Genomic DNA, 23,351 nt, shown 5'->3' with positions numbered 1-23,351 from the left:
CTACAGGATTACGCGAACCCCTGTAGGAGCGGCCTTGTGCCGCGATGGGCTGCGCAGCAGCCCCGTACTCCTCAATCGAGCTTGAGCACCTTGGCCAGCACGATCTTGGGCCCTTTCATCTTCTTGATGATGATGCGCAGCCCTTCGACCTCCAGCACTTCCTCTTCTTCCGGTACGCGCTTGAGCGTCTCGTAGATCAGCCCCGCCAAGGTTTCCGCCTCGATGTGATCGAGGTCGATGCCCAGCAGGCGCTCCACCTTGAACAGCGGGGTGTCACCGCGTACCAGCAGCTTGCCTGGCTGGTACGCAAGGATGCCGCGCTCGGTCTTGCGGTGTTCGTCCTGGATATCGCCCACCAGCACTTCCAGCACGTCTTCCATGGTCAGGTAGCCGATTACCTTGCCGTCGGCTTCTTCCACCAGCACGAAGTGCGCGCCGCCCTTGCGGAACTGCTCCAGCAGTTGCGACAGCGGCATGTGCCGCGATACGCGCTCCAGCGGCCGGGCAAGGTCGTCCAGGTCGATGGTCTCGGGCAAGTGCTCCAGTTCGGCAAGCTCCAGCAGCAGGTCCTTGATGTGCAGCAGCCCGGTGAATTCTTCACGCTCGGCGTCATACACCGGGTAGCGGCTGAATTTGTGGCGACGTATCAAAGCCAGGATCTGCTTCAGCGGTGCATTGGCATCGATGCTGACCATGTCTTCACGCGAGTTGGCCCAGTCGACCACTTCCAGCTCGCCCATTTCCACGGCCGAGGCGAGCACACGCATGCCTTGGTCGCTCGGGTCCTGGCCACGGCTGGAGTGCAGGATCAGCTTCAGCTCTTCACGGCTGTAGTGGTGTTCGTGGTGCGGGCCCGGTTCGCCCTGGCCGGCAATGCGCAGGATGGTGTTGGCGCTGGCATTGAGCAGGTAGATGGCCGGGTACATCGCCCAGTAGAACAGGTACAGCGGCACGGCCGTCCACAGCGACAGCAGCTCGGGCTTGCGGATGGCCCAGGATTTGGGCGCCAGCTCACCGACCACAATGTGCAGGTAGGAAATGACAAAGAATGCGACGAAGAACGACACGCCCTTGATCAGTTCGGGCGAGTCGACACCGAAGTACGCGAGCAGCGGCTCGAGCAAGTGGGCAAAGGCCGGTTCGCCGACCCAGCCCAGGCCCAGGGAGGCGAGGGTGATGCCCAGCTGGCACGCTGACAGGTAGGCGTCGAGCTGGTTGTGGACCTTGCGCAGGATATTGCCGCGCCAGCCATGCTGTTCGGCGATGGACTCCACGCGCGTGGCGCGCAGCTTGACCATGGCGAACTCGGCGGCAACGAAGAAGCCGTTGAGCAGCACCAGCAGCAAGGCAAAGATGATCATGCCGAAATCGGCGAATAACGAGGTGAGGCTGATACCAGGGGAAGGGTCCATGATGGAGTTTTTACGGGGTCCGTCTTGAGATTGGGAGAAAAAAAGTGCCAGCTCTTGCTGGCACAGGGGATCCAATGTAGCGGCTGGGGCCGTAAAAGCAAAGGGTGGCTGGCTTATTGCGGTCCGTGTGGAAGCGGGCCTGCCCGCGAAGGGCTGCGCAGCCGCGCCGATCTCAAGCCTTTTCGTTGACCAGTTGTGCCGGCGCAAAGTGACAGGTAAAGGTGCTGCCGTGGCCCGGCACGCTGCTGATGTCCAGTTTGCCGCGGTGGCGCATCAGCACATGCTTGACGATCGCCAGCCCCAGCCCTGTGCCACCGGTATTCGATGCACGGCTGGAGTCCACCCGGTAGAAGCGTTCGGTCAGGCGGGGCAAATGCTTGGCGTCGATGCCCACCCCCGAGTCCTGCACCGACAAGTGGGCACCCTGGGCATCGGCCCACCAGCGGATGCGGATGTTGCCCTCGTCCTGGGTGTACTTGACCGCGTTGAACACCAGGTTGGAAAAGGCACTGCGCAGCTCTGACTCGCTGCCCTTCAGCTTCACACCGGGCGCGGCTTCGAGGGTGATGCGCTGGTTACGTGGCCCAGACAGGGCCTGAGCGTCGTTCTTGATCGCGGCGAGCAGGGCTTCGACCGCCACCGGCTGGTTGTCCGACGGGTAATCGGTGGCTTCCAGCTTGGCCAGCAGCAACAGGTCGTTGAGCAGCGTCTGCATGCGCGAGCCTTGCTGGCTCATCTGCTGCAGGGCGCGGCCCCAGCGCGGGTTCACATCCTCTACGTTGTCCAGCAGGGTTTCCAGATACCCCGTGATCACCGTCAGTGGCGTGCGCAATTCGTGCGACACGTTGGCGACGAAGTCCTTGCGCATCTGTTCCAGCTGGTGAATGCGCGTGACATCGCGCACCAGCATCAGGTGTTCGTTGTTGCCGTAGCGGGTGATGTGCAACTGCAGGCGCATCCGGTCGTTGATGGGCGAGGGTATTTCCAGCGGTTCGAGGTAGTTCTCCGTCTCGAAGTACTCCTTGAAGCGCGGATGGCGCACCAGGTTGGTTACCTGCTGGCCACCGTCCTGCGGGGTCTTGAACCCCAGCAGGGTTTCGGCGGCACGGTTCCACCACTCCAGGTTGCCGTCGCTGTCGAGCATGATCACTGCGTCGCGCAGCGCGGCGGTGGACTCCTGCACCCGGTCGATCACTGCCTGCAGGCGGCCACGCACGCGCTGGTCGCGGCGCTGCAGGTGGTAGATGCTGTCGAACACCTCGCCCCATAGGCCGTAACCATCGGGCGGTGCTTCATCGGGTTGGTGGTTGCGCAGCCAGTCGTGCAGGCGCAGCAGCTGCTTGAGGGTCCAGCCCAGGTAAAGCGCCAGGCCAATGGCCAGGCTCCAGCCATAGTAGCCGCTGACCAGCCCGCCAATCAGGCAGACGGTAATCAGCAACAACAGATGGCGAATCAGGGTCGCGTGCCAGTTCTGGTTCAATTGACGGTCCTTGTACAACGACGTGCAGCTTGGCGCTTTTGAACTCGATCAGCTCTTGGTCGAGAAGCGGTAGCCAGTGCCCCGCACGGTTTGTACCAGATTTTCGTAGGCCTCACCCAGCGCCTTGCGCAGACGACGGATGTGTACGTCGACGGTGCGTTCTTCGACATAGACGTTGCCGCCCCACACCTGGTCCAGCAGCTGGCCACGGGTGTAGGCGCGCTCCTGGTGGGTCATGAAGAACTGCAGCAGGCGGTATTCGGTGGGGCCCATCTCGGCGGGCTTGCCGTCGATGGTGACGCGGTGGCTGATCGGGTCGAGCAGCAGGCCGCCGACTTCGATCGGTGCTTCGCTGTCGCTCGGGCCGGTGCGACGCAGCACGGCTTTCAGGCGCGCTACCAGTTCGCGCGGCGAGAACGGCTTGGTGATGTAGTCGTCAGCACCCACTTCAAGGCCCTGGATCTTGTTGTCCTCTTCACCCTTGGCGGTAAGCATGATGATCGGGATGTCGCCGGTCAGCTCATCGCGCTTGAGGCGGCGGGCCAGCTCGATGCCAGAGGTGCCGGGCAACATCCAGTCGAGCAGGATCAGGTCCGGTTTGCGGTCGACGATGATCGCGTGGGCCTGTTGGGAGTTTTCCGCTTCCAGGCAGTCATAGCCGGCCATTTCCAGGGCAACGGCGATCATCTCGCGAATGGGTGCTTCGTCGTCGACGATCAGAATGTTCCTGCCAACCATGCTCAAAACCTCTCCTGGATTCGGTGTCTTGGCCCGCATTAGATAACGGAATTATTGCAGCTGTGTGACAGGGTGTTGGCCGTTATGGCGACATTGCGTGACTGAACTAGGCTTGAAAGGGCCGCTGCGGCGGCAACCCGAACCTAATTCCCCCAGAAACAATGGTGAATCCAATGACACGACAAACGCTGAGCTGGATGGCCCTTTTCACTGCGCTGGCGCTCCCGGGGGTGGCGTCGGCCCACCATGCCATGGAGAAGGACGGCATGTGGGTCGATCATGCCGGCATGACGCTGTACACCTTTGACAAGGATGCGGGCGGCAAGTCGATGTGCAATGACGCGTGCGCCAAAAACTGGCCACCGTTGCTGGTCAAGAAAGAAGACGAAGCACCGAAGGACAAATGGACCCACGTAACGCGTGACGATGGTGCAATGCAGTGGGCCTACGACGGCAAGCCGCTGTATACCTTCATCAAGGACACGAAGGCCGGTGACAAGACCGGTGATGGCGTGAAAGACGTCTGGCATATCGCCAAGCCTTGATATTGCCGGGGCCGCTGTGCGGCCCATGGCCGGCAAGCCAGCTCCCCCGGTTTTTGTGCAGCCTCGCAGGCAGCGCTGTACCTGTGGAGGCTGGCTTGCCGGCGATAGGGCCATCAGCCTTGACGCAGTGTGTAGTCCAGCACTACCCCGATGAACACCAGCAACCCCGCCCAGTGGTTGTGCAAAAACGCTTTGAAGCACGACTCGCGGTCCAGCTTGCGCGTCGACCAGTACTCCCACGCAAAGCACGCCGCCGCACCCAGCAACCCCAGGTGGAACCAGCCCCCCAGTTCGAAGCGGCTACCCGCAAGCAACAGGCAACCTAGCGACAGCATCTGCAAGGTGAGGATGATCGCCCGGTCGGCTTCGCCGAACAGGATCGCGGTCGACTTTACGCCAATCTTCAGGTCGTCATCGCGGTCGACCATGGCGTAATAGGTGTCGTAACCCACCGTCCACAGCAGGTTGGCGATGTACAGCAGCCAGGCGCTGGCCGGCAACTCGCTCCCTGCGGCGGTGAAGGCCATGGGAATGCCCCAGGAATACGCCGCGCCCAGCACCACCTGCGGGTAATAGGTGTAGCGCTTCATGAATGGGTAGCAGGACGCCAGCGCCACCGCGCCAAACGACAGCCACACCGTGCGGCTGTTGGTGCATAGCACCAGCAGGAAGCTTACCACGACCAGGATCGCAAACAGGGCCAGCGCCTCGCGCGGCTTGACCCGGCCGCTGGCCAGCGGCCGGTCGGCGGTGCGTTTGACGTGGCCGTCCACCTTGCGGTCGGCAAAGTCGTTGATGCAGCAGCCCGCGGCCCGCATCAGCACTACGCCAAGGCCGAAGATCAGCACGTTGGCCAGGGTGGGAGCACCGTTGCCGGCAATCCACACCGCCGACAGGGTCGGCCACAGCAGCAGGTAGATACCGATCGGCCGGTCCATGCGGCTGAGCTGGACGAAGTCCCAGGCCCGTGGGTGCAGGCGGTTCAGTGACTTCAGCAGTTGCATGTACATCAGCGGTTTTCCTCCCTGGCCGCTTGCCACAAGGCCGGCAGGAACACTTCTGCCACCAGCAGGTCCAGGCCGTCTCGTTCAAAGCGCGAGCGGCGCCCCCAAAGTGCTGCATGGGCGGCGTCGGCCGGCAGCCACGCCTGTGGGTAGCTGCACACTTCGATCGGGTGGCGGATGAACGCCTGGTCGCAGAACAGCAGCTCGCCCAGCGAGCGGCTGCCGAGGGTTTCCAGGTCCAGCCCGCCGCGCTCCAGGGCGCTGCGGCTGGCGACACTGCGGGCGAACACCCAAGGCTGGCCATGGCCGCGCAGGTACACCTCGCGCACCCAGCCTTCGGCGCCGGCGGCAATGCCCAGCGCTTGGCATTCATCGTCGCGCAGCGGTTGCCAGCCCTCGAACAGCGGGGTGACGGAGAAGTGATCAAAGGACAGGCGGGTCAGGCGGCGGGTCAGCGAACCCTCGTCGAACAACCAGTCAAGGGTAGGCTGGTCGAAGTCGGTCGCCAGCTGTGAATACGGCAGCCACGCGACAGCGGCTGCTTGCGGGGATTCGTACGACACGTCGGTCTGCTTGTTACAACCAATGAGGCGGCGAGCTTAGCATGATTGCCCCGACTGCTTGCATAATGGCTGAAGCAGGGCCAAAGACCCGCCAGATAAAGCCTGAGTTCTAACGAGGAAAAGACCTGATGAAAAAGTGGCAATGTATTGTCTGTGGCCTGGTCTACGACGAAGCCGAAGGCTGGCCCGACGACGGCATCGCCCCCGGCACCCGTTGGGAAGATGTGCCTGAAGACTGGCTGTGCCCCGACTGTGGCGTGGGCAAAAGCGACTTTGAAATGATCTCCATCGGCTAATCGAGGAAAGCACGACATGACGTCCCCTGTGGTAATCATCGGCACCGGCCTGGCGGGCTACAACCTGGCCCGTGAATTTCGCAAGCTCGATGCGCAGACGCCGCTGCTGCTGATCACCGCCGACGATGGTCGCTCCTACTCCAAGCCCATGCTCTCCATGGGCTTTGCCAAGCAGAAAGACGCTGACGGCCTGTGCATGGCCGAGCCGGGTGCCATGGCCGAGCAACTGAATGCCGAGGTTCGTACCCATACCCGCATCAGCGGCATCGACCCAGGCCACAAGCGCCTGTGGATCGGCGAAGAGGCTGTGGAGTACCGCGACCTGGTGCTGGCCTGGGGGGCGCAGACCGTGCAGGTGCCGATAGAAGGCGATGGCAGCCATCTGGTGTTCCCGATCAACGACCTGGAAGACTACGCACGCTTCCGTACCGCCGCCGTCGGCAAACAACGTGTGCTGATCCTCGGTGCCGGCCTGATCGGCTGCGAATTCGCCAACGACATGAGCTTGGGGGGCTTCCAGGTCGACGTGGTGGCGCCGTGCGAACAGATCATGCCGACCCTGCTGCACCCGGCCGCTGCGGCGGCGGTGCAGGGCGGGCTCGAAGGCCTGGGTGTACGCTTCCACCTGGGGCCCGTGCTGACCCGCTTGCAGCAGGTGGACCACGGCCTGGAGGCACACCTGTCGGATGGCAGCGTGATTGCCTGCGACCTGGTCGTTTCGGCCATTGGCCTGCGCCCCCGCATCGACCTGGCCGCCGCGGCCGGCTTGCAGACCCATCGTGGCGTCAGCGTAGACCGCGAATTACGTACATCCCACGCCAACATCTTCGCCCTTGGCGATTGTGCCGAGGTCGATGGCATCAACCTGCTCTACGTGATGCCGCTGATGAGCTGTGCCCGGGCGCTGGCGCAAACCCTGGCCGGCAAGCTGACAGCGGTGGCCTACGGGCCGATGCCTATCACCGTCAAGACCCCGGCCTGCCCTTTGGTGGTATCGCCGCCGCCCTTGGGGCACGATGGTACTTGGCAGGTGGAGGGGCAGGGCAGTGACCTCAAGGTGCTCTGCCACGGGGCTGACGGCGAATTGCTGGGTTATGCCCTGACCGGGACAGCCGTCATGGACAAGCTGGCACTGAATCGCCAGTTGCCACCGGTAATGGCGTAAATAGAGGGCGTTCTGTCGGATTTATCCTGTTGTTGCCTGCACAATGGCCGGCCTGATACTGGCGCGGCCCCTGAGCACGTGCCATTCTCACTTCCGTCTGCCGCAGATTAGAGCCTGCGGTGCCTTGAGCGCTGCTCCCAAAGGCAGCACGGCATAACAACAAGAATTCCGTCAAAGAGGCTTCACTATGCGCAAACCAGAACTCGCCGCCGTCATCGCCGATAAGGCTGATCTGACCAAGGAAAAGGCCAATCAGGTGTTGAACGCGATTCTCGACAGCATCACCGGTGCCCTGGACAAGGACACGGTGACCCTGGTCGGTTTCGGCACCTTCGAAAAACGTCATCGCGGCGCGCGTACCGGCAAAAACCCGCAAACCGGTGAGCCGGTCAAGATCAAAGCCAGTAACACGGTGGCCTTCAAGCCAGGCAAGAACCTCAAGGACAGCGTCAATCCACCGGCCGCGCCAACCAAGGCCGCCAAGAAAAAGTAAGCTTCCGCTGACGAATCGTTGATCCCGAACGGGCGCCTTCATGGCGCCCGTTGTGCTTTACACGCAGTAACTGCGGTGAACTTGCATAAAATGGTCGTTAAGAGGATAAAGTGCGAAACTTAGTCACTTTTCAATCGAGGCGTGTCGATGAAGTTCCGCTTTCTTCTCTGGGCCATGGGGCTTTTGATGGCCAGGGCCAGCCGTAACAACCCGGCATTCCAGCAGCAGCTCAAGGGCAAGGACCTGGTGTTCCAGATGCAGACCCTGGACGGCAAGGTTGCCCGGCACTTCGTCGTCAACAACGAGCGCATCAGCAGCAAGGGCGGCGCACATCCGCAGCCGGCATTCGCCATCGCCTTCAAGGACGCTGCCTACGGCTACGCCACGATGCAGGCAGGCAACAAGCAGTTGGCGTTCATGCAGGGGATTCAGGACAAGAACATCCAGATCAAGGGCAACCCGGCGCTGGTGATGTGGTTCCAAGGCTTGATGAAATACCTGAAACCGAAGAAGAAAGGCTGAAATTGCCGGGGCTGCTGCGCAGCCCATTCGCTGGCAAGCCAGCTTCCACAGGTACCGCACAGGGTTTGAGGCCAATGCGGTCAATGTGGGAGCTGGCTTGCCGGCGATTGGGCCGCAAAGCGGCCCCTCGCGATATCAGTGCGGTGCGTGAAACTGCGAAGCCAGCTCGCGCAGCAGGTTCTCGGCCTCGAGCACCTTGTTCACCACATCCTCGGCCTTGTCCCGGGTAATCCCCAGGCGCTCCAGCAACTCGTCAGGAATCTCTTCCTGCGGCCCGGAGCCAATCCCTCGTGTACGCAACAGGCGGGTCGCCAGGCACACCAGGTTGGGGAACGCCGAATACTCGCCGTCGTACGCCGGGTCGTGCTGGAAGCGCAGCGCGGTCGACAGCTCTTCGGGCATGTCCCACAGCTTCATCAGCCAGGCACCGATCTGTTCGCGGCTGATGCCTAGCAGGTGCTGTTCCACATAGGTGTGGTTCAGGTGCGGGTTCACCTCCAGGTGGCGGCAAATCAGCGAGAAGTGGGGCGGGAACACGTGCGCCAGCAGCAGGTAACCGAAGTTGTGCAGCAGCCCGGCCAGGTAGGTCAGCCCGGCTTCGGGGCGTTCTGCCCGAGGCATGGCGCGGGTCAGGCCTTCGATGATCGCGGCAGTGTAGATCGACTGCTGCCAGTAGGGTGTGGCCTGTTGCGGCTGGTCTTTTGGCAGGCTCAAGGTCTTGCCCAGGGCCAGGCCCAAGGCCAGGTTGATCACCAGGTCGAAACCCAGCACGCGCACGATGGCGTCTTCCACCGAGCGGATCTTGCCCGGCGAAGCGTAGTAGGGCGACGCCGCCCAGCTGACTACCTGCGCCGCCAGCGCCGGGTCGGTTTCGACCACGCCGGTGATGTCATCGATGCTCGCGTTGGGGTCTACTCGCAGCTTGATGATCTTCTGCGCGGTATCGGCCAGCGGCGGAATCTCGATGGTTTCTTCCAGACGCTTCTGGATGCGTCGGGCGGTGAACGCCTGAACGGCATTGGTGATTTCCAGGGTGTCGTCATGGGGGCGGTCGAGGTTGGGGCTGATGGCCTCGACCTCCTGGCCGAAGCTGCTGGCGCTGGCCTTGGCCAGCATGCGCTTGAAGTGGGCGTGCTCAATCTCTAGCAGCAGGCCGACTTCGCCAGACTGGATGTACACAGTCTCGGCGTCGAGCAGGCTCTTTTCGTACTGGCACGGTGAGCTGGTCAGCGCAGGAATGGCGGGCAGGGCCTTCAGCTGGTGCTTGTCGAGCATTTGCTTGAGGCGCGGCACCGACACGGCGGTGAGCTTGCGCCCGGTCAGCTCGGCCAGGCGGTTGAGGTCCAGCAGTTGGCTCTGCGGGAACAGCACCATGAGTGCGCCGACCTCGTCGTCGAGAAGCACCGCCTGCACCCGGGAGGCCGCAGGCAGGTGCGGGTGTTCGACCACCTCACGGTAGACGACGCCGACCTTGTCGAGCAGCAGCCTGATAACAGAGGGGGCGTGTGGGGTTGCGGTGTCCAGGGCAACTTCAGTCATGGTCCGTATCCACTGATTCTTTTAAACGCGAAGTATAACCAGCCTGCGAGCAAATCTGGATCCATTCTGGGACTAGCGTCACACTTGGCCATATTGCTGGCCATGGCGCAGCCAGCGGTCGAGCAGCGGGCTGACATGGTCCGGCCAGCGGGCCACCAGGGCCTGGGCGGCATCGCGCACAGCCGGTAACAGGTCGGCATCGCGCATCAGGTCGGCGACCTTGAATTGCAGCAGGCCGGTTTGGCGTGTACCCAGCATTTCGCCGGGGCCGCGCAGTTCGAGGTCTTTCTCGGCAATGATGAAGCCGTCGTTGGTCTCGCGCATGATCCCTAAGCGTTCGCGGCCAATCTGCGACAGTGGCGGGTGGTACAACAGCACGCAATGGCTGACGGCACTGCCCCGGCCAACCCGGCCGCGCAGCTGGTGCAACTGGGCCAGGCCCAGACGTTCTGGGTTTTCGATGATCATCAGGCTGGCGTTGGGGACGTCCACGCCGACTTCGATGACCGTGGTCGCGACCAGCAGCTGCAATTCGCCGGCCTTGAACTGGGCCATGATTTCGGCTTTTTCCGCAGGCTTCATGCGGCCGTGGATCAGGCCCACACGCAATTCGCCCAAGGCGCTGCCGAGTTCTTCATAGGTGCTTTCGGCGGCCTGGCAGGTCAGCTCTTCGGATTCTTCGATCAGGGTGCACACCCAGTAGGCCTGACGCCCCTCGGCGCAGGCGGCGCGAACCCGTTCGACCACCTCGAAGCGGCGGCTGTCGGCTACCAGCACGGTGTTTACCGGCGTGCGTCCAGGGGGTAATTCGTCGAGCACCGAGGTGTCCAGGTCGGCGTAGGCGCTCATGGCCAAGGTGCGCGGAATAGGGGTGGCGGTCATGATCAGCTGGTGCGGGCACAATTCGCCTGCCACGCCTTTCTTGCGCAGGGCCAGGCGTTGCTGCACGCCAAAACGGTGCTGCTCGTCGATGATCGCCAGGGCCAGATGCTTGAACTTCACTTCTTCCTGGAACAGCGCGTGGGTGCCGACCACCATGGGCGCACCGTTGGCGATCTGCTCCAGGGCGCTGGCCCGGGCCTTGCCTTTGAGCTTGCCGGCCAGCCAGGCCACTTCGATGCCCAGCGGTTCGAGCCAGCGCTTGAAGGTGATGAAGTGCTGTTCGGCGAGGATCTCGGTGGGCGCCATCAGTGCCACCTGATAGCCCGCTTCCAGCCCTTGCAGTGCTGCCAGGGCGGCAACCACGGTCTTGCCGGCACCGACATCGCCCTGTACCAGGCGCATCATTGGCTCGTGCTGGCTGAGGTCGTAGGCAATTTCGTTGGCCACGCGCTGCTGTGCGCCGGTAGGCTGAAAGCCCAGGTTTGCCAGGTACTGCGCCTGCAGGCGCGTGGCCTTGGGCAGCACCGGCGCCCGCAGGCTGCGCAGGCTCTCGCGCAGGCGTTGCTGCGACAACTGGTGGGTCAGCAGCTCTTCAAAGGCCAGGCGGTGCTGGGCCCAGTGCTGGCCTTCGGCAAGTTCATCAAGGTCGGCGTCGGCCGGCGGGTTGTGCAGGTAACGGATGGCATCGTCCAGCGGCGCCAATTGGTAGTCCCGGGCCAGCTCGTCAGGCAGCCAGTCGGGCAGGCTGCGCGGGCCAAGCAGGCCCAGGCTCTGCTGGCACAACAGGCGCAGGCGTTGCTGGGTGAGGCCTTCGGTGGACGGGTAGATCGGCGTCAGGGTCTGTTCCACCGGTGGCGGCGGCTCGTCACCATTCAGTGCGCGGTACTCCGGGTGGTAGATTTCCAGGCCCGAGGCACCGGGGCGGGCTTCGCCGTAGCAGCGCAGGTGGGTGCCACGTTTCAGGCCTTCCTTCTGCGCGTTGCTGAAGTGGTAGAAGCGCAGGCTCAGCACGCCGGTGCCGTCACCCAGGCGCACCACCAGGCTGCGTCGCTTGCCCATGGTCACGTCGGCGCCGCTGACCACGCCCTCGATCACGGCATCCTGCCCTGGGCGCAATTGGCCGATCGGCACCACACGGGTGCGGTCCTGGTAGCGCAGGGGCAGGTGGAACAGCACATCCTGCAGGTTCTCCAGGCCGACCTTGGCGAGTTTTTCCGCCATGGCCTCGCCAACGCCCTTGAGTACCGTGACCGGGACCTTCGACAGCTCACTCATGACTCAGGCCGTTTGTTCCGCAGGGGCTTTGGCGACCGAGCACAGGCGGATCGAGTCGGCGAGGATCTCGATGGCCTTTGGCCGCGGGAAGCTGGCGCGCCAGGCGATGGCCACGGTACGGAACGGTGCCGGTGCCGTCAGTGGGCGAACTTCGATGACCCCAGGTGCATAGTGGTGGCTGTGCACCGCCGACAGCGGCAGGATCGACACGCCAAGGCCCGACGCCACCATGTGGCGGATGGTTTCCAGCGAGCTGGACTCGACGGTGGTGTGCCTGGCGCCTTCGCCCCCCTTGTTCAGGGTAGGGCAGGCTTCCAGTACCTGGTCGCGGAAGCAGTGGCCCTCACCAAGCAACAGCAGGCTCTTGTCGTTGAGCATGGCGGTGTCGATGGTCTTTTTCGCCGTCCATGGGTGGTCGGCGGGCATCAGGGCGCAGAACGGCTCATCGTACAGCGGCAGGGTCAGCACATCGGCTTCGTTGAACGGCAGGGCGATGATCACCGCGTCCAGCTCGCCGTTACGCAGCTTTTCACGCAGTACGTGGGTGAAGTTTTCTTCGATGTACAGCGGCATCTGCGGCGCTACGCGATGCAGTTGCGGAATCAGGTGCGGGAACAGGTACGGGCCGACGGTATAGATGGCACCGACCTTGAGCGGGGCAGTCAGCTGGTTCTTGCCGGCCTGGGCCAGCTCGCGGATGCCCTGGGCCTGCTCCAGTACCTTCTGTGCCTGGGCGACAATGCTCTCGCCGACGGGGGTCAGGCGTACCGCGCTTTTGCTGCGCTCGAAGATCAGAACGCCAAGCTCATCCTCGAGCTTCTTCACACCGACCGACAGGGTCGGCTGGCTCACATGGCAGCGTTCGGCGGCATGGCCGAAATGCTGTTCCTGGGCGAGTGTGACGATGTAGCGTAATTCTGTGAGGGTCATAACGTGCGTCCATGAAGTTGCGGGCCCAGCATAGCGGCTGCAATCGATAGACGCACGTTATCAGACTTGCCGATTTGTGACAGAAGCAAAAGTCTTAGCGGCGGTCCAGCGAGTAGACGAACGGTGCCACGACTTCGATCGTGCCATTGTTCAGCAACTCGGGTGGCGGCTTGGGTACCGTGCCGGCCCGACGGATCATTTCAAGGGTTGCCCGGTCCAGTGCGGCACTGCCCGACCCACCTGCCATGGAGTACGACACGACCTTGCCTTCGGCGTCGACCACGAAGCGCAGGCGGTTGATGCCTTGCAAGCCGCGACGGCGCGCGTCTTCCGGGTAGCGCTTGTACTTGGCCAGGTGGCGCAGCAGGTCGCTCTGCCAGGTTGGCAAGGCGTTGCTGTTGGACGCAATGCTCGGCGCCGGTGCCGCGGACTTCTGCGGTGGCGTATTGCTGGGCGGTGCGTCTACCGTTTGCTCGGTAGGTGGCGCTTCCTTAGGCGGCTCAGGCTTTTTCTCGGGCTTCGGCGGCTGGGGCTTGGCCTTCGGCTTGGGCGGCTTGGGGATGGCGATCTTGGGCTTGGGTGCTTCCGCCAGCTTGGGCAACGGCGGTTCTTCGACCGGTGCCGGTGGCTGCGGAGCCGCTTTCGGTGGTGGTGGTGGCGCAGGCTCCGGTAACGGTGCCAGCTCCACCATCATCGCTGCCGGGGGCAGCTCGATGGCCTGAGGCACCGACCAGTTGAGCGTCAGCAGCACGGCGACCACGTGCACGCCCAGCACGATCGCCAGGCTGCCACCGTAGCGCGCCATGTTTGAGCGCGTTTTCGTCATTTCTTGGCTGCCGTCTCGAGACCTACCAGACCGACCTTGAGGTAGCCGGCCGCCCGCATGTTGTTCATCACTTCCATCAGGTCGCCGTAATCCACGCCTTTGTCAGCCTGGAAGAAGATGGTGGTTTCCTTGTCACCCTTGGTCTTGGCGTCGAGCATCGGGCCAAGCTGGTCGGGCGCCGCAACCTGATCGTCGCCGACGTACAGCTTCTGGTCGGCCTTGACGCTGACGAACACCGGTTTCTCGGGCCTGGGCGCCGGCTTGGCGGTTGAAGCCGGCAGGTCGACCTTGATGTCGACCGTGGCCAAGGGGGCAGCGACCATGAAGATGATCAGCAGCACCAACATCACGTCGATGAACGGCGTAACGTTGATTTCGTGGTTTTCGGCGAGGTCGTCGCCACCTTCGTTGAGATGCAGGCCCATGGCTTACCCCACTTTCACCATGTGCGGGGCGGCGCGCTCGCTGCCCTGGTGGTCCAGGTCACGGCTGACCAGCAGCAGTACCTGAGCGGAGGCGTCGGACACCTGGGCCTTGTAGCCAGCGATGGAGCGGGCGAAGACGTTGTAGATGACCACAGCCGGGATTGCAGCGACCAGGCCCAGGGCGGTGGCCAGCAGGGCTTCGGCGATACCTGGAGCAACCACCGCCAGGTTGGTGGTCTGGGTCTTGGCGATGCCGATGAAGCTGTTCATGATGCCCCACACGGTACCGAACAGACCGACGAAGGGCGCGGTGGAGCCGATGGTGGCGAGCACGCCGGTGCCGCTGCTCATGGTGCGGCCGCTGGCGTGCACCAGGCGCTCCAGACGGAAGCTGACGCGTTCCTTGATACCTTCTTTTTCGCGGGCGTTGGCCGACAGGCGCATCTCTTCGAGGGCATCGTGGACCAGGGTATGGGCCAGGGTACCTTCCTTGTTGGAGACTTCGCTCGCGTCTTTCAGGGTGGTGGATTTCTTCAGCTGGGCGATTTCGCCACGCAGGCGACGTTTGGCGCCCATCAGCTCGAAGCCTTTGGCGATCCAGATGGTCCAGGTAATGATGGAGGCGATGGCCAGGCCGATCATGACGATCTTGACCACGATATCGGCGTTTTTGTACATGCCCCATGGGGACAGGTCGTGGGCCATGCCCAGCGAGGTGTCTTCAACCAGCGCCTCAACGTTCGGGTCTACCGCAGCCGGTGAAGCAGCAGCGTTGGCAGCAGGAGCCTGCGCATCGGCAGCCGGGGCAGCAGCAGGTGCGGCCGGGGCAGTGGCAGCAGCAGGCGCGGCGGCGTTGGCGGTTGGCTCATCGGCCATGGCCACCGGGGCCAGCACCAGGCTGAGTGTCAGCGCGGCGATGGCGCGCCAGGCGCGCGACGGGGTTGGCGAAGCGGAAGGTTGAATACGTGTCATGCTGGCCGGACCTGATGAAGAAATAAAGTGAGCGTTCTCCAAGGCCTCGAGGTAGGCCGAGAACAAATTGGCGGCCATTATTGCAAGTAATTCTTGTTAACAAAAGTAATCTTGTTGCTTTTTTCGCCTATGGTCTAGCCATCCATCGTGTAGCGTGGGTGGGCTGATCAATTGGTCTAGGGAGTTCAGAGATGTCAGACCTTTCCGTGATGGTGGTGGGTTGTGGTGATGTAGGTGGGCGTCTGGCCCTGCAAATGCTGGGTAAAGGCTGGCAGGTAAGCGGCTTGCGCCGCGCTGTCGGGCAGCTGCCTGCGGGCGTTCAACCGGTTGCCGCGGACCTGGCCGAACCGTCGATCCCGCAAGCCTGGCCACAGGGCACGCTGGATTATCTGGTGTACTGCGTGGCGGCCAGCCAGCACGACGAGGCCGGTTACCAGGCGGCTTATGTGGATGGCTTGCGCCATGTGCTGGCCTGGCTGGCCGAGCGAGGCCAGCGCCCCCGTCGCCTGTTGTTCGTCTCCAGCAGCAGCGTGTATGCGCAGAAGGACGGCGAGTGGGTCGAGGAAGGCGCAGCCACAGAGCCCGAAGGTTATTCCGGGCGTGTGATGCTGGAGGCTGAACGGCTGGCGCTCGCCAGTGGTATCCCGGCGAGCGTGGTGCGCCTGACCGGCATCTATGGCCCAGGCCGCGAGTGGCTGTTGAGCCAGGTGCGCCAGGGTTACCGTGTGGCCGAAGAGCCGCCGCTGTATGGCAACCGCATTCATGCCGAAGATGCCGCCAGCCTGTTGGCGTTTCTGCTGCAGGCCGATGCGGATGGCAAGGTGCTGGACGACTACTACATTGGCGTTGATGACGACCCGGCGCCCCTGGCCGACGTGGTGGCCTGGCTGCGGGCATACATGGGGGTTACCGAGTGGTCCGATGAGCAGCGGGTACGGCGTACTGGCAGCAAGCGCTGCAGCAACGCCCGGGCCCGGGCGCTGGGCTGGGCACCGGTGTACCCAAGCTACAAGGAAGGGTATGCAGCCATCCTGAAAGGAGGGCGTTGAATTTACCGGCCTCTTCGCGGGTAAACCCGCTCCCACAGGGGTATCACAAGGCCTGAAGACAGTGATTACCCGCGAAGAGGCCAGTGCATTCAGTGCAAATGCAGCAGGATTCAGTTCTGCTCCAGCACCCACTGGCGCTTGCCCGCCGCCAGCTCCGGCATTTCATCCGGTTGCGCACGGTTCACAGCCTGGAAAATCTCCAGCTTGTCGCCAGTACGCTTGATGATGAACGGTGCACCACGCTGGTTACGCTCCAGCCACAGGCTGTCATTGCTGCCGCCCATGGTCGCGCAGTCACCTGCCAGGCACAGGGCAAAACGGTCCGGCCCCGGCAGGCCGGTGACGTTGCCGGTGTCGCTGAAGCGCACGCTGGCACCTTTGCCCTCACCTTCGACCACCTTCCAGTTGCCGCCCAGGTAGGCCTGGTACAGCGCTTTCTCGAAGCTGCTGCCCAGCGGCGCATTGGCAGTTGCCGGCGCCTTGGCACGCACGAAGGTCTGCTTGGCGCCACGCTGGTCGACGGCTTGCAGCTCGTCACCGTCGAGCGACAGCTGCTCGGTCTGGCCGCCCTCGAAGCTGGCCTGCCATTGCTTTTCGTTGCTGCTCAGCTGGCCGTCAGCGGCCTCGAAGCCATTGCTGTAGCTGGCCTGCTGGCTGGCAACGTCGAGCTTCCATTCGAACACGGGGCCGTGTTCATTCAGCGCTTGGCGCAGGCTGCCGCCCTTGACCGCTGCAGTGATGGCCTCCTGGTTGATCCAGGTGCCGTTGAAATCTTCGGGTTTGTGGCTGGCGCAGCCGCCCAGTAGCAGGGCTGCCAGCGCGATGGGCAGTGCTTGACGCATGACGGGGTAACCTTGCAAAAGGAGGAGTGACGGGCAGGGCGCCCGTCACCGGGGCATCACTCGATGACCAGGATGGCGTCCATTTCGACCTGGGCACCTTTCGGCAGCGCGGCAACGCCGATGGCGGCACGGGCCGGGTAGGGTTGCTCGAAGTAGCGGCCCATCACCTCGTTGACCTTGGCGAAGTGGCTCAGGTCGGTGAGGAATATGTTCAGCTTGACGATGTCCTTGAACGAACCGCCAGCGGCTTCAGCCACGGACTTGAGGTTCTCGAATACCTGCACGGTCTGGGCTTCGAAGCCTTCGACCAGTTCCATGGTCTTCGGGTCCAGCGGGATCTGGCCCGACATGTACACCGTGTTGCCGGCCTTGATCGCCTGCGAGTAGGTGCCGATGGCGGCTGGGGCCTTGTCGCTCGTGATGACGGTCTTGCTCATGATGACTCCTTGCGGTTGGCGGACTACGTACGCATGCGGGTGATGCGGACCACGCCGGTCAGGGTACGCAGCTTCTTGATCACACGCGCCAGGTGCACACGGTCGTGCACGCTGACCACCAGTTGGACCACGCTGATACGGCCGTCGCGTTCGTCCATGCTGATCTTCTCGATGTTGCCGTCGGCGGCGTTGACGCTGCTGGCCAGCAGGGCAATAAGGCCGCGCTGGTGCTCCAGTTCGACACGCAGTTCGACATTGAACTCACCGGTGATGTCCTTGGCCCAGGAAAGCTGCACGCATTTTTCCGGGTTGTGGCGGATTTCACTGATGTTGCGGCAATTTTCCAGGTGCACGACCATGCCCTTGCCGGCCGACAGGTGGCCGACGATCGGGTCGCCAGGGATTGGCGTGCAGCATTTGGCGTAGCTCAGCACCAGGCCTTCGGTGCCACGGATCGCCAACGGGCCTTCCGGCGCAGGCAACTGCTCGCCGTCAGCCGACAGCAGGCGGCGTGCGACCACGTAGGCCATGCGGTTGCCCAGGCCGATGTCTTCGAGCAGGTCTTCGATCAGTTCCAGGCGGTACTCGGCGAGAATCGCCTGGATGCGCTCCTGGGGGATTTTATCCAGGCTGCTGTCAAAGCCGGTGAGTACCTTGTTCAGCAGGCGTTCGCCCAGGCTGATGGACTCGGAGCGGCGCTGTTGCTTCAGGGCGTGACGGATGTGCGTACGCGCCTTGCCGGTCACCACGAAATTGAGCCAGGCCGGGTTCGGCCGAGCGCCGGGGGCGCTGACGATTTCCACCGTCGAGCCGCTTTGCAGCGGTTCGGACAGCGGCGCCAGGCGGCGGTTGATGCGGCAGGCGATGCAGCTGTTGCCGACGTCGGTGTGTACCGCGTAGGCGAAGTCCACCGCCGTGGAGCCTTTAGGCAGCTCCATGATGCGGCCTTTGGGCGTGAACACGTAGACCTCGTCCGGGAACAGGTCGATCTTCACGCTCTCGATGAATTCCAGTGAGTTGCCGGCACGTTGCTGCAACTCGAGGATACCTTTGACCCACTGCCGCGCGCGGGCATGGCTGCCCTTGGGCTGCTCGTCGTCGTTGGACTTGTACAGCCAGTGCGCGGCGATGCCGTTGTTGGCCATCTCTTCCATTTCGCGGGTGCGGATCTGGATTTCGATGGGCACGCCGTGCATGCCGAACAACGTGGTGTGCAACGACTGGTAGCCGTTGGCCTTGGGGATCGCGATGTAATCCTTGAAGCGACCAGGCAGCGGCTTGTACAGGTTATGCACGGCGCCGAGCACGCGGTAGCAGGTGTCGACCTTGTCGACGATGATGCGGAAGGCATACACGTCCATGATCTCGTTGAAGGCACGGCGCTTGCCGCGCATCTTCTTGTAGATGCCATAGAGGTGTTTCTGCCGGCCGCTGACCTCGCCTTCGATGCCGTCGGCAGCCAGGCAGTTGGCCAGCGAGTGTTCGATCTTGGCGACGATCTCTTTACGGTTGCCGCGTGCGCTTTTCACCGCCCGGTGAATCAGCGACGAGCGCATTGGGTGCATGGCCTTGAAACCCAGGTCCTCGAACTCCACGCGCACGGTGTGCATCCCCAGGCGATTGGCGATAGGGGCGTAGATTTCGAGGGTTTCCTTGGCAATGCGCCGGCGTTTTTCGCCGGACAGCACTTCCAGGGTGCGCATGTTGTGCAGGCGGTCGGCCAGCTTGACCAGAATCACGCGAATGTCGCGGGCCATGGCCATGGCCATTTTCTGGAAGTTTTCGGCCTGCGCCTCGGCCTTGGTCTCGAAGTTCATCTGGGTCAGCTTGCTGACCCCATCGACCAGTTCGGCCACCGTCTCGCCAAACTGCTGGCTGAGGGCTTCCTTGGCGATACCGGTGTCTTCGATCACGTCGTGCAGCATGGCCGCCATCAGGCTTTGATGGTCCATGTGCATGTCGGCGAGGATACTGGCCACGGCCAGCGGGTGTGTCACGTAGGGCTCGCCGCTGCGGCGGCGCTGCCCATCGTGGGCCTGTTCGGCGTAGAAATAGGCGCGCCGGACCAGGTTGACCTGTTCGGGGCCAAGGTAGGTCGACAGCCGTTCGGCCAAGGCTTCTATACCCGGCATGGGTTGACCTCCTGCGGAGGAAGAGGGCCTTGCGCCGTGCGACGTCGACCTGGCATCAATCAGACAGCCTCGTTGTTCTCGTCCTCGAAGGCGGCGAAGACCGGATCCTCGGTGACGATCTCTTCAGCGGCGATGAACTCGTTGGTGACGATGCCTTCGGCGATTTCACGCAGGGCAACAACGGTCGGCTTGTCGTTTTCCCACGCAACGCGTGGTTCTTTGCCGCCGGTCGCCAGCTGGCGAGCGCGCTTGGTCGAGAGCATGACCAGCTCGAAGCGGTTATCCACGTGTTCCAGGCAGTCTTCAACAGTTACGCGGGCCATGGTCTTCCTCAGTAGCAAATGCGGTGGGCGTGCAGCCCAGTAATGGGCAGGCGGACTCGATAGTATAAAAATTCACCAGCCAATAGGGAAGCGCTGTTTTGCCGGGCGGTCACCTTGAAGCACTGTGTTTGCTTCTTCGCGGGTAAACCTGCTTCCACAGGCACCGCCTACCCTGTGGGAGCAGGTTTTGCCGCGAAAGTGCCGGACCAGACAGCCGCAATACTTGAGCCCGACGATAACCTCAGAGCATCGCGCCACGCAACCGCGGCGTCAGCTCTTCGAACAAGGTCTGCACCGAGCGCAGCGCCCGGCAATCCGGCCGGGTCAGTAGCCAAAGCTGAGTGTCGCAACCCGGTAGCGGTCCGCTCAGCGCTTCCACGCCGGGCAGGGCGTGCACCATGTAATCCGGCAGCGCCGCCACGCCCAGGCCGGCGGTTACCAGCTGGGCGATGGTCGACATCCCGCTGCACTGGTAGCGCGGGCTCAACCCAGGGTGCTGCTGGTTGCGCCAGACCACCGTGGGGTGGTCCTGCATCGAGTCGTCGGGGGCGATCCATGGCACGCTGACGGCCGATTCTGCCAGGCGCTCGCGCCACTGCGGCTGGCCGCAAACCACATAGGATGTTGACCCCAGGTTGCGACCTACCAGGTGCTCCGGTGGTGTATTGGTCAGGCGCAGGGCAATGTCGGCGTCACGCCGGCTGAGGTTGGCGAAGGTATTCGAGGTGCCCATCTCCAGCGACAGGGCCGGGTAGTTGGGCATGAACTCGGCCAGCGCCGGCAGCAGCAGGCTATGCATCACCGCCTCGGTGCAGGTCACCCGCACCGTGCCGCTGACCACCTGCTCGCCACTGGTCATGGCAATGCGTGCCGCCTCCAGCGCCTGCTCGGCGCGCTCGGCCTGCTCGGCCAGTGCCTGCGCGGTGTCGGTCGGCAGGTAGCCCTTGCGGCTCTTGACGAACAAGGCGGTGCCCAGCGCCGACTCCAGCCGGCGGATCGAGCGGAACACCGTCGAAACGTCGACTTTGAGGAGCTCGGCGGCCTTGGCCAGCGAGCGGCCACGCTCCAGTGCCAGGACCAGGGAGAGGTCGGCGTGGGTGATCTGATATTGCATTGGTGCACGCTCTGCTTGCCGAATTGCCAATGTCTGTTGCGTCGGGGCCATTTTATAGTGAAACCGCCCCCCGGAATCAATGCGTCCGGTCGGGTAACCAATCCCCACGATGGGAAAGTGAAAAAAACAACAGCTGCAACCATCGTCGCCCGTGAGGCGCCAGCCGTATCCCCACATCGCCGCAGCACATCAAAGGATGTACACCATGACGTCGGTAACCCCGTGCGCCAGTTCTTCCAGCGAGATGAATGACTTCCTCCAGGCCCATCCGGACACACAGTACGTCGACCTGCTGATCTCCGACATGAATGGCGTGGTACGTGGCAAGCGCATCGAGCGGGCCAGCCTGCACAAGGTGTACGAGAAAGGCATCAACCTGCCGGCTTCGCTGTTCGCCCTGGACATCAACGGTTCCACGGTCGAAAGCACCGGCCTTGGCCTGGACATTGGCGATGCCGACCGCATCTGCTTCCCGATCCCCGGCACACTGTCGGACGAGCCATGGCAGAAACGCCCCACCGCCCAGCTGCTGATGACCATGCACGAGATCGAAGGCGCGCCGTTCTTTGCCGACCCGCGTGAAGTGCTGCGTCAGGTGGTGAGCAAGTTCGACGACCTGGGCCTTACGATTTGTGCTGCGTTCGAGCTGGAGTTCTACCTGATTGATCAGGACAACCTCAACGGCCGCCCGCAGCCGCCGCGCTCGCCCATTTCCGGCAAGCGTCCGCAGTCGACCCAGGTGTACCTGATCGACGACCTCGACGAATACGCCGACTGCCTGCAGGACATGCTCGAAGCGGCCAAGGAGCAGGGCCTGCCTGCCGATGCCATCGTCAAGGAAAGCGCCCCGGCGCAGTTCGAGGTCAACCTGCACCACGTGGCTGACCCGCTGAAGGCCTGCGACTACGCAATCCTGCTCAAGCGGCTGATCAAGAACGTGGCCTACGACCATGAAATGGACACCACCTTCATGGCCAAGCCCTACCCGGGCCAGGCAGGCAACGGCCTGCACGTGCATATTTCGTTGCTGGACAAGAAAACCGGCAAGAACATCTTCTCAAGCGATGACCCGCTGCAAAGCGACACGTTGCGCCACGCCATTGGTGGTGTGCTGGAGACGATGCCGGCATCGATGGCCTTCCTCTGCCCGAACATCAACTCCTACCGCCGCTTCGGTGCGCAGTTCTATGTGCCCAACGCGCCGAGCTGGGGCCTGGACAACCGCACCGTGGCGGTGCGCGTACCTACCGACAGCAGCGACAACGTGCGCCTGGAACACCGCGTGGCCGGCGCCGACGCCAACCCGTACCTGATGCTTGCGGCAGTCCTTGCCGGCGTGCACCACGGCCTGACCAACAAGGTCGAGCCGGATGCGCCGATCGAAGGCAACTCCTACGAGCAACTGGAACAGAGCCTGCCGAACAACCTGCGTGATGCCCTGCGCGCGCTGGACGACAGCGAAGTCCTCAACCAATACATCAGCCCGGACTACATCGATATCTTCGTGGCCTGCAAGGAAAGCGAACTGGCCGAGTTCGAAGTGTCGATCTCCGACCTTGAGTACAACTGGTACCTGCACACGGTGTAAGCCCATGAGCGCAAATGCGGTCCCCCTGATCGGTGTCAGCGCCTGCCGCCAGCAGGTGGGGAAGAACTCGTCGCATACAGTAGGCGACAAGTATGTCGAGGCGGCCGGCTTTGCCGGTTTGCCGCTGATCTTGCCGGCCCGTGACGGCGGCAGTGACACGCAGGCGCTGCTGGCCCGTCTGCACGGCATTGTTTTTACCGGCTCGCCTTCAAATATCGAACCGCATCATTACAATGGCGCCCCTAGCGCGGCGGGTACCCGGCACGATCTGGCGCGCGATCGCCTGACCCTGCCGCTGCTGCAGGCGGCAATTGCCGCTGGTGTGCCGGTGTTCTGCATCTGCCGTGGTTATCAGGAACTGAATGTGGCGTTGGGTGGCAGCCTGCACCAGCGCGTGCAGGAATTGCCCGGTTACCTTGACCACCGCGAACCTGAGGACGCACCCCTGGAGGTGCAATACGGCGCTCGTCACCTTGTCGGCATCGAGCCAGGCGGGTTGTTCGAGCGCCTGGGGCTGGCTGAGCAGTTCGAGGTCAACTCGCTGCACAGTCAAGGCATCGAACGCCTGGCGCCCGGCCTGCGTGTCGAGGCGCGGGCCCCGGATGGCCTGATCGAAGCGGTGTCCATGCCCGCAGCGCCGGGCTTTGTGCTCGGCGTGCAGTGGCACCCGGAATGGCGCTTCACCGAAAACCCGGTTTCGCTGCGCCTGTTTCAGGCGTTTCGCGAGGCCTGCATTGCCTACGCAGCACGGGAGGGCGCACGGCAGGAAACAGTCTGACGTCAGCCGAAGGTCTCGGAT

The 23,351-nt window shown here is 63.1% G+C and carries 24 protein-coding genes; 8 read left to right on the top strand and 16 right to left on the bottom strand.

Annotation, left to right across the window (positions count from 1 at the left end):
• Positions 1-71: 71 nt before the first annotated feature.
• The 3 genes from LU684_RS08055 to phoB all read right to left on the bottom strand — a co-directional run bounded on the left by LU684_RS08055 (position 72) and on the right by phoB (position 3,630).
• Positions 72-1,412: a hemolysin family protein gene (locus LU684_RS08055; RefSeq protein WP_016489843.1), complete on the bottom strand. Its 1,341-nt coding sequence runs from the start codon at positions 1,410-1,412 to the stop codon at positions 72-74.
• 172 nt (positions 1,413-1,584) lie between these two features.
• Positions 1,585-2,892, bottom strand: coding sequence for a phosphate regulon sensor histidine kinase PhoR (phoR, locus tag LU684_RS08050; RefSeq protein WP_023046971.1), 1,308 nt, complete (start codon positions 2,890-2,892; stop codon positions 1,585-1,587).
• Between the two features lie 48 nt (positions 2,893-2,940).
• A complete protein-coding gene (phoB, locus tag LU684_RS08045; RefSeq protein WP_003253341.1) occupies positions 2,941-3,630 on the bottom strand; it encodes a phosphate regulon transcriptional regulator PhoB in 690 nt (229 codons plus the stop codon).
• Between the two features lie 173 nt (positions 3,631-3,803).
• Here phoB and LU684_RS08040 point away from each other — a divergent pair, with 173 nt between their 5' ends.
• A complete protein-coding gene (locus LU684_RS08040) occupies positions 3,804-4,175 on the top strand; it encodes a COG4315 family predicted lipoprotein (RefSeq protein ID WP_016489841.1) in 372 nt (123 codons plus the stop codon).
• 113 nt (positions 4,176-4,288) lie between these two features.
• Here LU684_RS08040 and ubiA read toward each other — a convergent pair whose 3' ends face one another.
• Both ubiA and LU684_RS08030 read right to left on the bottom strand, forming a co-directional pair.
• Positions 4,289-5,185 carry a 4-hydroxybenzoate octaprenyltransferase gene (ubiA, locus tag LU684_RS08035; protein ID WP_232894447.1) on the bottom strand — a complete coding sequence of 299 codons (897 nt, stop codon included), beginning with the start codon at positions 5,183-5,185 and terminating at the stop codon, positions 4,289-4,291.
• Positions 5,185-5,742 carry a chorismate--pyruvate lyase family protein gene (locus tag LU684_RS08030; protein ID WP_023046969.1) on the bottom strand — a complete coding sequence of 186 codons (558 nt, stop codon included), beginning with the start codon at positions 5,740-5,742 and terminating at the stop codon, positions 5,185-5,187. Before LU684_RS08030 ends, ubiA begins: the two co-directional genes overlap by 1 nt.
• A 128-nt stretch (positions 5,743-5,870) precedes the next feature.
• On the opposite strand from LU684_RS08030, the gene LU684_RS08025 reads away from it, so the two are divergent.
• From LU684_RS08025 to LU684_RS08010, 4 genes are all read left to right on the top strand, one after another.
• Positions 5,871-6,038, top strand: a complete 168-nt coding sequence (locus LU684_RS08025; RefSeq protein ID WP_016489838.1) for a rubredoxin — start codon at positions 5,871-5,873, stop codon at positions 6,036-6,038.
• Between the two features lie 16 nt (positions 6,039-6,054).
• Entirely contained in the window at positions 6,055-7,203 is a 1,149-nt protein-coding gene (locus LU684_RS08020) for an NAD(P)/FAD-dependent oxidoreductase (RefSeq protein WP_232894446.1), read from the top strand.
• A gap of 187 nt (positions 7,204-7,390) precedes the next feature.
• The gene (locus tag LU684_RS08015; protein WP_016489836.1) at positions 7,391-7,696 is read left to right on the top strand and encodes an HU family DNA-binding protein; all 306 of its coding nucleotides are present in this window, start codon (positions 7,391-7,393) and stop codon (positions 7,694-7,696) included.
• Between the two features lie 147 nt (positions 7,697-7,843).
• Positions 7,844-8,218, top strand: coding sequence for an SCP2 sterol-binding domain-containing protein (locus LU684_RS08010; protein WP_016502241.1), 375 nt, complete (start codon positions 7,844-7,846; stop codon positions 8,216-8,218).
• A 135-nt stretch (positions 8,219-8,353) separates the two neighbouring features.
• Here LU684_RS08010 and LU684_RS08005 read toward each other — a convergent pair whose 3' ends face one another.
• The 6 genes from LU684_RS08005 to exbB all read right to left on the bottom strand — a co-directional run bounded on the left by LU684_RS08005 (position 8,354) and on the right by exbB (position 15,067).
• The gene (locus LU684_RS08005; protein ID WP_060519709.1) at positions 8,354-9,757 is read right to left on the bottom strand and encodes an aminoacyl-tRNA deacylase and HDOD domain-containing protein; all 1,404 of its coding nucleotides are present in this window, start codon (positions 9,755-9,757) and stop codon (positions 8,354-8,356) included.
• 78 nt (positions 9,758-9,835) lie between these two features.
• A complete protein-coding gene (gene recG, locus LU684_RS08000; protein WP_016489833.1) occupies positions 9,836-11,914 on the bottom strand; it encodes an ATP-dependent DNA helicase RecG in 2,079 nt (692 codons plus the stop codon).
• A 3-nt stretch (positions 11,915-11,917) separates the two neighbouring features.
• The gene (locus tag LU684_RS07995; RefSeq protein WP_016489832.1) at positions 11,918-12,844 is read right to left on the bottom strand and encodes a hydrogen peroxide-inducible genes activator; all 927 of its coding nucleotides are present in this window, start codon (positions 12,842-12,844) and stop codon (positions 11,918-11,920) included.
• Between the two features lie 94 nt (positions 12,845-12,938).
• Entirely contained in the window at positions 12,939-13,670 is a 732-nt protein-coding gene (locus LU684_RS07990) for an energy transducer TonB (protein WP_016489831.1), read from the bottom strand.
• On the bottom strand, positions 13,667-14,095 hold the full coding sequence (exbD, locus tag LU684_RS07985; RefSeq protein WP_003253367.1) for a TonB system transport protein ExbD: 429 nt from the start codon (positions 14,093-14,095) through the stop codon (positions 13,667-13,669). The genes LU684_RS07990 and exbD overlap by 4 nt, the downstream gene beginning before the upstream one ends.
• A 3-nt stretch (positions 14,096-14,098) precedes the next feature.
• Positions 14,099-15,067, bottom strand: a complete 969-nt coding sequence (gene exbB, locus LU684_RS07980) for a tonB-system energizer ExbB (protein WP_024717847.1) — start codon at positions 15,065-15,067, stop codon at positions 14,099-14,101.
• Between the two features lie 191 nt (positions 15,068-15,258).
• Between exbB and LU684_RS07975 the strand changes: the two genes are divergently transcribed.
• Positions 15,259-16,116, top strand: a complete 858-nt coding sequence (locus LU684_RS07975) for an SDR family oxidoreductase (RefSeq protein WP_016489829.1) — start codon at positions 15,259-15,261, stop codon at positions 16,114-16,116.
• A 110-nt stretch (positions 16,117-16,226) separates the two neighbouring features.
• On the opposite strand, the gene LU684_RS07970 is transcribed toward LU684_RS07975, so the two are convergent.
• The 5 genes from LU684_RS07970 to LU684_RS07950 all read right to left on the bottom strand — a co-directional run bounded on the left by LU684_RS07970 (position 16,227) and on the right by LU684_RS07950 (position 20,964).
• Positions 16,227-16,958, bottom strand: a complete 732-nt coding sequence (locus LU684_RS07970) for a hypothetical protein (protein ID WP_016489828.1) — start codon at positions 16,956-16,958, stop codon at positions 16,227-16,229.
• 56 nt (positions 16,959-17,014) lie between these two features.
• Positions 17,015-17,395 carry a RidA family protein gene (locus tag LU684_RS07965; RefSeq protein ID WP_016489827.1) on the bottom strand — a complete coding sequence of 127 codons (381 nt, stop codon included), beginning with the start codon at positions 17,393-17,395 and terminating at the stop codon, positions 17,015-17,017.
• A 23-nt stretch (positions 17,396-17,418) separates the two neighbouring features.
• Positions 17,419-19,527, bottom strand: coding sequence for a bifunctional GTP diphosphokinase/guanosine-3',5'-bis pyrophosphate 3'-pyrophosphohydrolase (spoT, locus tag LU684_RS07960; protein ID WP_016489826.1), 2,109 nt, complete (start codon positions 19,525-19,527; stop codon positions 17,419-17,421).
• A gap of 59 nt (positions 19,528-19,586) precedes the next feature.
• Positions 19,587-19,850, bottom strand: coding sequence for a DNA-directed RNA polymerase subunit omega (gene rpoZ, locus LU684_RS07955; RefSeq protein ID WP_003253383.1), 264 nt, complete (start codon positions 19,848-19,850; stop codon positions 19,587-19,589).
• Between the two features lie 241 nt (positions 19,851-20,091).
• Positions 20,092-20,964, bottom strand: coding sequence for a LysR family transcriptional regulator (locus LU684_RS07950; protein WP_016489825.1), 873 nt, complete (start codon positions 20,962-20,964; stop codon positions 20,092-20,094).
• Positions 20,965-21,169: 205 nt separating this feature from the next.
• Here LU684_RS07950 and LU684_RS07945 point away from each other — a divergent pair, with 205 nt between their 5' ends.
• Together LU684_RS07945 and LU684_RS07940 are read left to right on the top strand one after the other, a co-directional pair.
• Entirely contained in the window at positions 21,170-22,552 is a 1,383-nt protein-coding gene (locus tag LU684_RS07945; protein WP_016489824.1) for a glutamine synthetase family protein, read from the top strand.
• 4 nt (positions 22,553-22,556) lie between these two features.
• Positions 22,557-23,330 (top strand): gamma-glutamyl-gamma-aminobutyrate hydrolase family protein, encoded by a 774-nt coding sequence (locus LU684_RS07940; RefSeq protein ID WP_023046965.1) that lies wholly within the window; start codon positions 22,557-22,559, stop codon positions 23,328-23,330.
• Positions 23,331-23,351: the final 21 nt, after the last annotated feature.

The organism is Pseudomonas sp. NMI542_15, from assembly GCF_021283425.1.
Lineage (GTDB): Bacteria > Pseudomonadota > Gammaproteobacteria > Pseudomonadales > Pseudomonadaceae > Aquipseudomonas > Aquipseudomonas fortuita.
Note: the sequence above shows the minus strand (reverse complement) of the source record. Positions and strands in the feature narration are given on the sequence as shown.

Excerpts from the sequence above, each read along its gene's own strand:
- spoT (WP_016489826.1), bottom strand. The coding sequence starts at position 19,527 with ATGCCGGGTATAGAAGCCTTGGCCGAACGGCTGTCGACCTACCTTGGC.
- LU684_RS07970 (WP_016489828.1), bottom strand. The coding sequence starts at position 16,958 with ATGCGTCAAGCACTGCCCATCGCGCTGGCAGCCCTGCTACTGGGCGGC.
- LU684_RS08025 (WP_016489838.1), top strand. The coding sequence starts at position 5,871 with ATGAAAAAGTGGCAATGTATTGTCTGTGGCCTGGTCTACGACGAAGCC.
- LU684_RS08020 (WP_232894446.1), top strand. The coding sequence starts at position 6,055 with ATGACGTCCCCTGTGGTAATCATCGGCACCGGCCTGGCGGGCTACAAC.
- exbD (WP_003253367.1), bottom strand. The coding sequence starts at position 14,095 with ATGGGCCTGCATCTCAACGAAGGTGGCGACGACCTCGCCGAAAACCAC.
- LU684_RS07950 (WP_016489825.1), bottom strand. The coding sequence starts at position 20,964 with ATGCAATATCAGATCACCCACGCCGACCTCTCCCTGGTCCTGGCACTG.
- exbB (WP_024717847.1), bottom strand. The coding sequence starts at position 15,067 with ATGACACGTATTCAACCTTCCGCTTCGCCAACCCCGTCGCGCGCCTGG.
- LU684_RS07995 (WP_016489832.1), bottom strand. The coding sequence starts at position 12,844 with ATGACCCTCACAGAATTACGCTACATCGTCACACTCGCCCAGGAACAG.
- LU684_RS07945 (WP_016489824.1), top strand. The coding sequence starts at position 21,170 with ATGACGTCGGTAACCCCGTGCGCCAGTTCTTCCAGCGAGATGAATGAC.
- LU684_RS08010 (WP_016502241.1), top strand. The coding sequence starts at position 7,844 with ATGAAGTTCCGCTTTCTTCTCTGGGCCATGGGGCTTTTGATGGCCAGG.
- LU684_RS07990 (WP_016489831.1), bottom strand. The coding sequence starts at position 13,670 with ATGACGAAAACGCGCTCAAACATGGCGCGCTACGGTGGCAGCCTGGCG.
- phoB (WP_003253341.1), bottom strand. The coding sequence starts at position 3,630 with ATGGTTGGCAGGAACATTCTGATCGTCGACGACGAAGCACCCATTCGC.
- ubiA (WP_232894447.1), bottom strand. The coding sequence starts at position 5,185 with ATGTACATGCAACTGCTGAAGTCACTGAACCGCCTGCACCCACGGGCC.
- LU684_RS08015 (WP_016489836.1), top strand. The coding sequence starts at position 7,391 with ATGCGCAAACCAGAACTCGCCGCCGTCATCGCCGATAAGGCTGATCTG.
- LU684_RS07965 (WP_016489827.1), bottom strand. The coding sequence starts at position 17,395 with ATGAGCAAGACCGTCATCACGAGCGACAAGGCCCCAGCCGCCATCGGC.
- LU684_RS08005 (WP_060519709.1), bottom strand. The coding sequence starts at position 9,757 with ATGACTGAAGTTGCCCTGGACACCGCAACCCCACACGCCCCCTCTGTT.
- LU684_RS08055 (WP_016489843.1), bottom strand. The coding sequence starts at position 1,412 with ATGGACCCTTCCCCTGGTATCAGCCTCACCTCGTTATTCGCCGATTTC.
- LU684_RS07940 (WP_023046965.1), top strand. The coding sequence starts at position 22,557 with ATGAGCGCAAATGCGGTCCCCCTGATCGGTGTCAGCGCCTGCCGCCAG.
- recG (WP_016489833.1), bottom strand. The coding sequence starts at position 11,914 with ATGAGTGAGCTGTCGAAGGTCCCGGTCACGGTACTCAAGGGCGTTGGC.
- LU684_RS07975 (WP_016489829.1), top strand. The coding sequence starts at position 15,259 with ATGTCAGACCTTTCCGTGATGGTGGTGGGTTGTGGTGATGTAGGTGGG.
- LU684_RS08040 (WP_016489841.1), top strand. The coding sequence starts at position 3,804 with ATGACACGACAAACGCTGAGCTGGATGGCCCTTTTCACTGCGCTGGCG.
- rpoZ (WP_003253383.1), bottom strand. The coding sequence starts at position 19,850 with ATGGCCCGCGTAACTGTTGAAGACTGCCTGGAACACGTGGATAACCGC.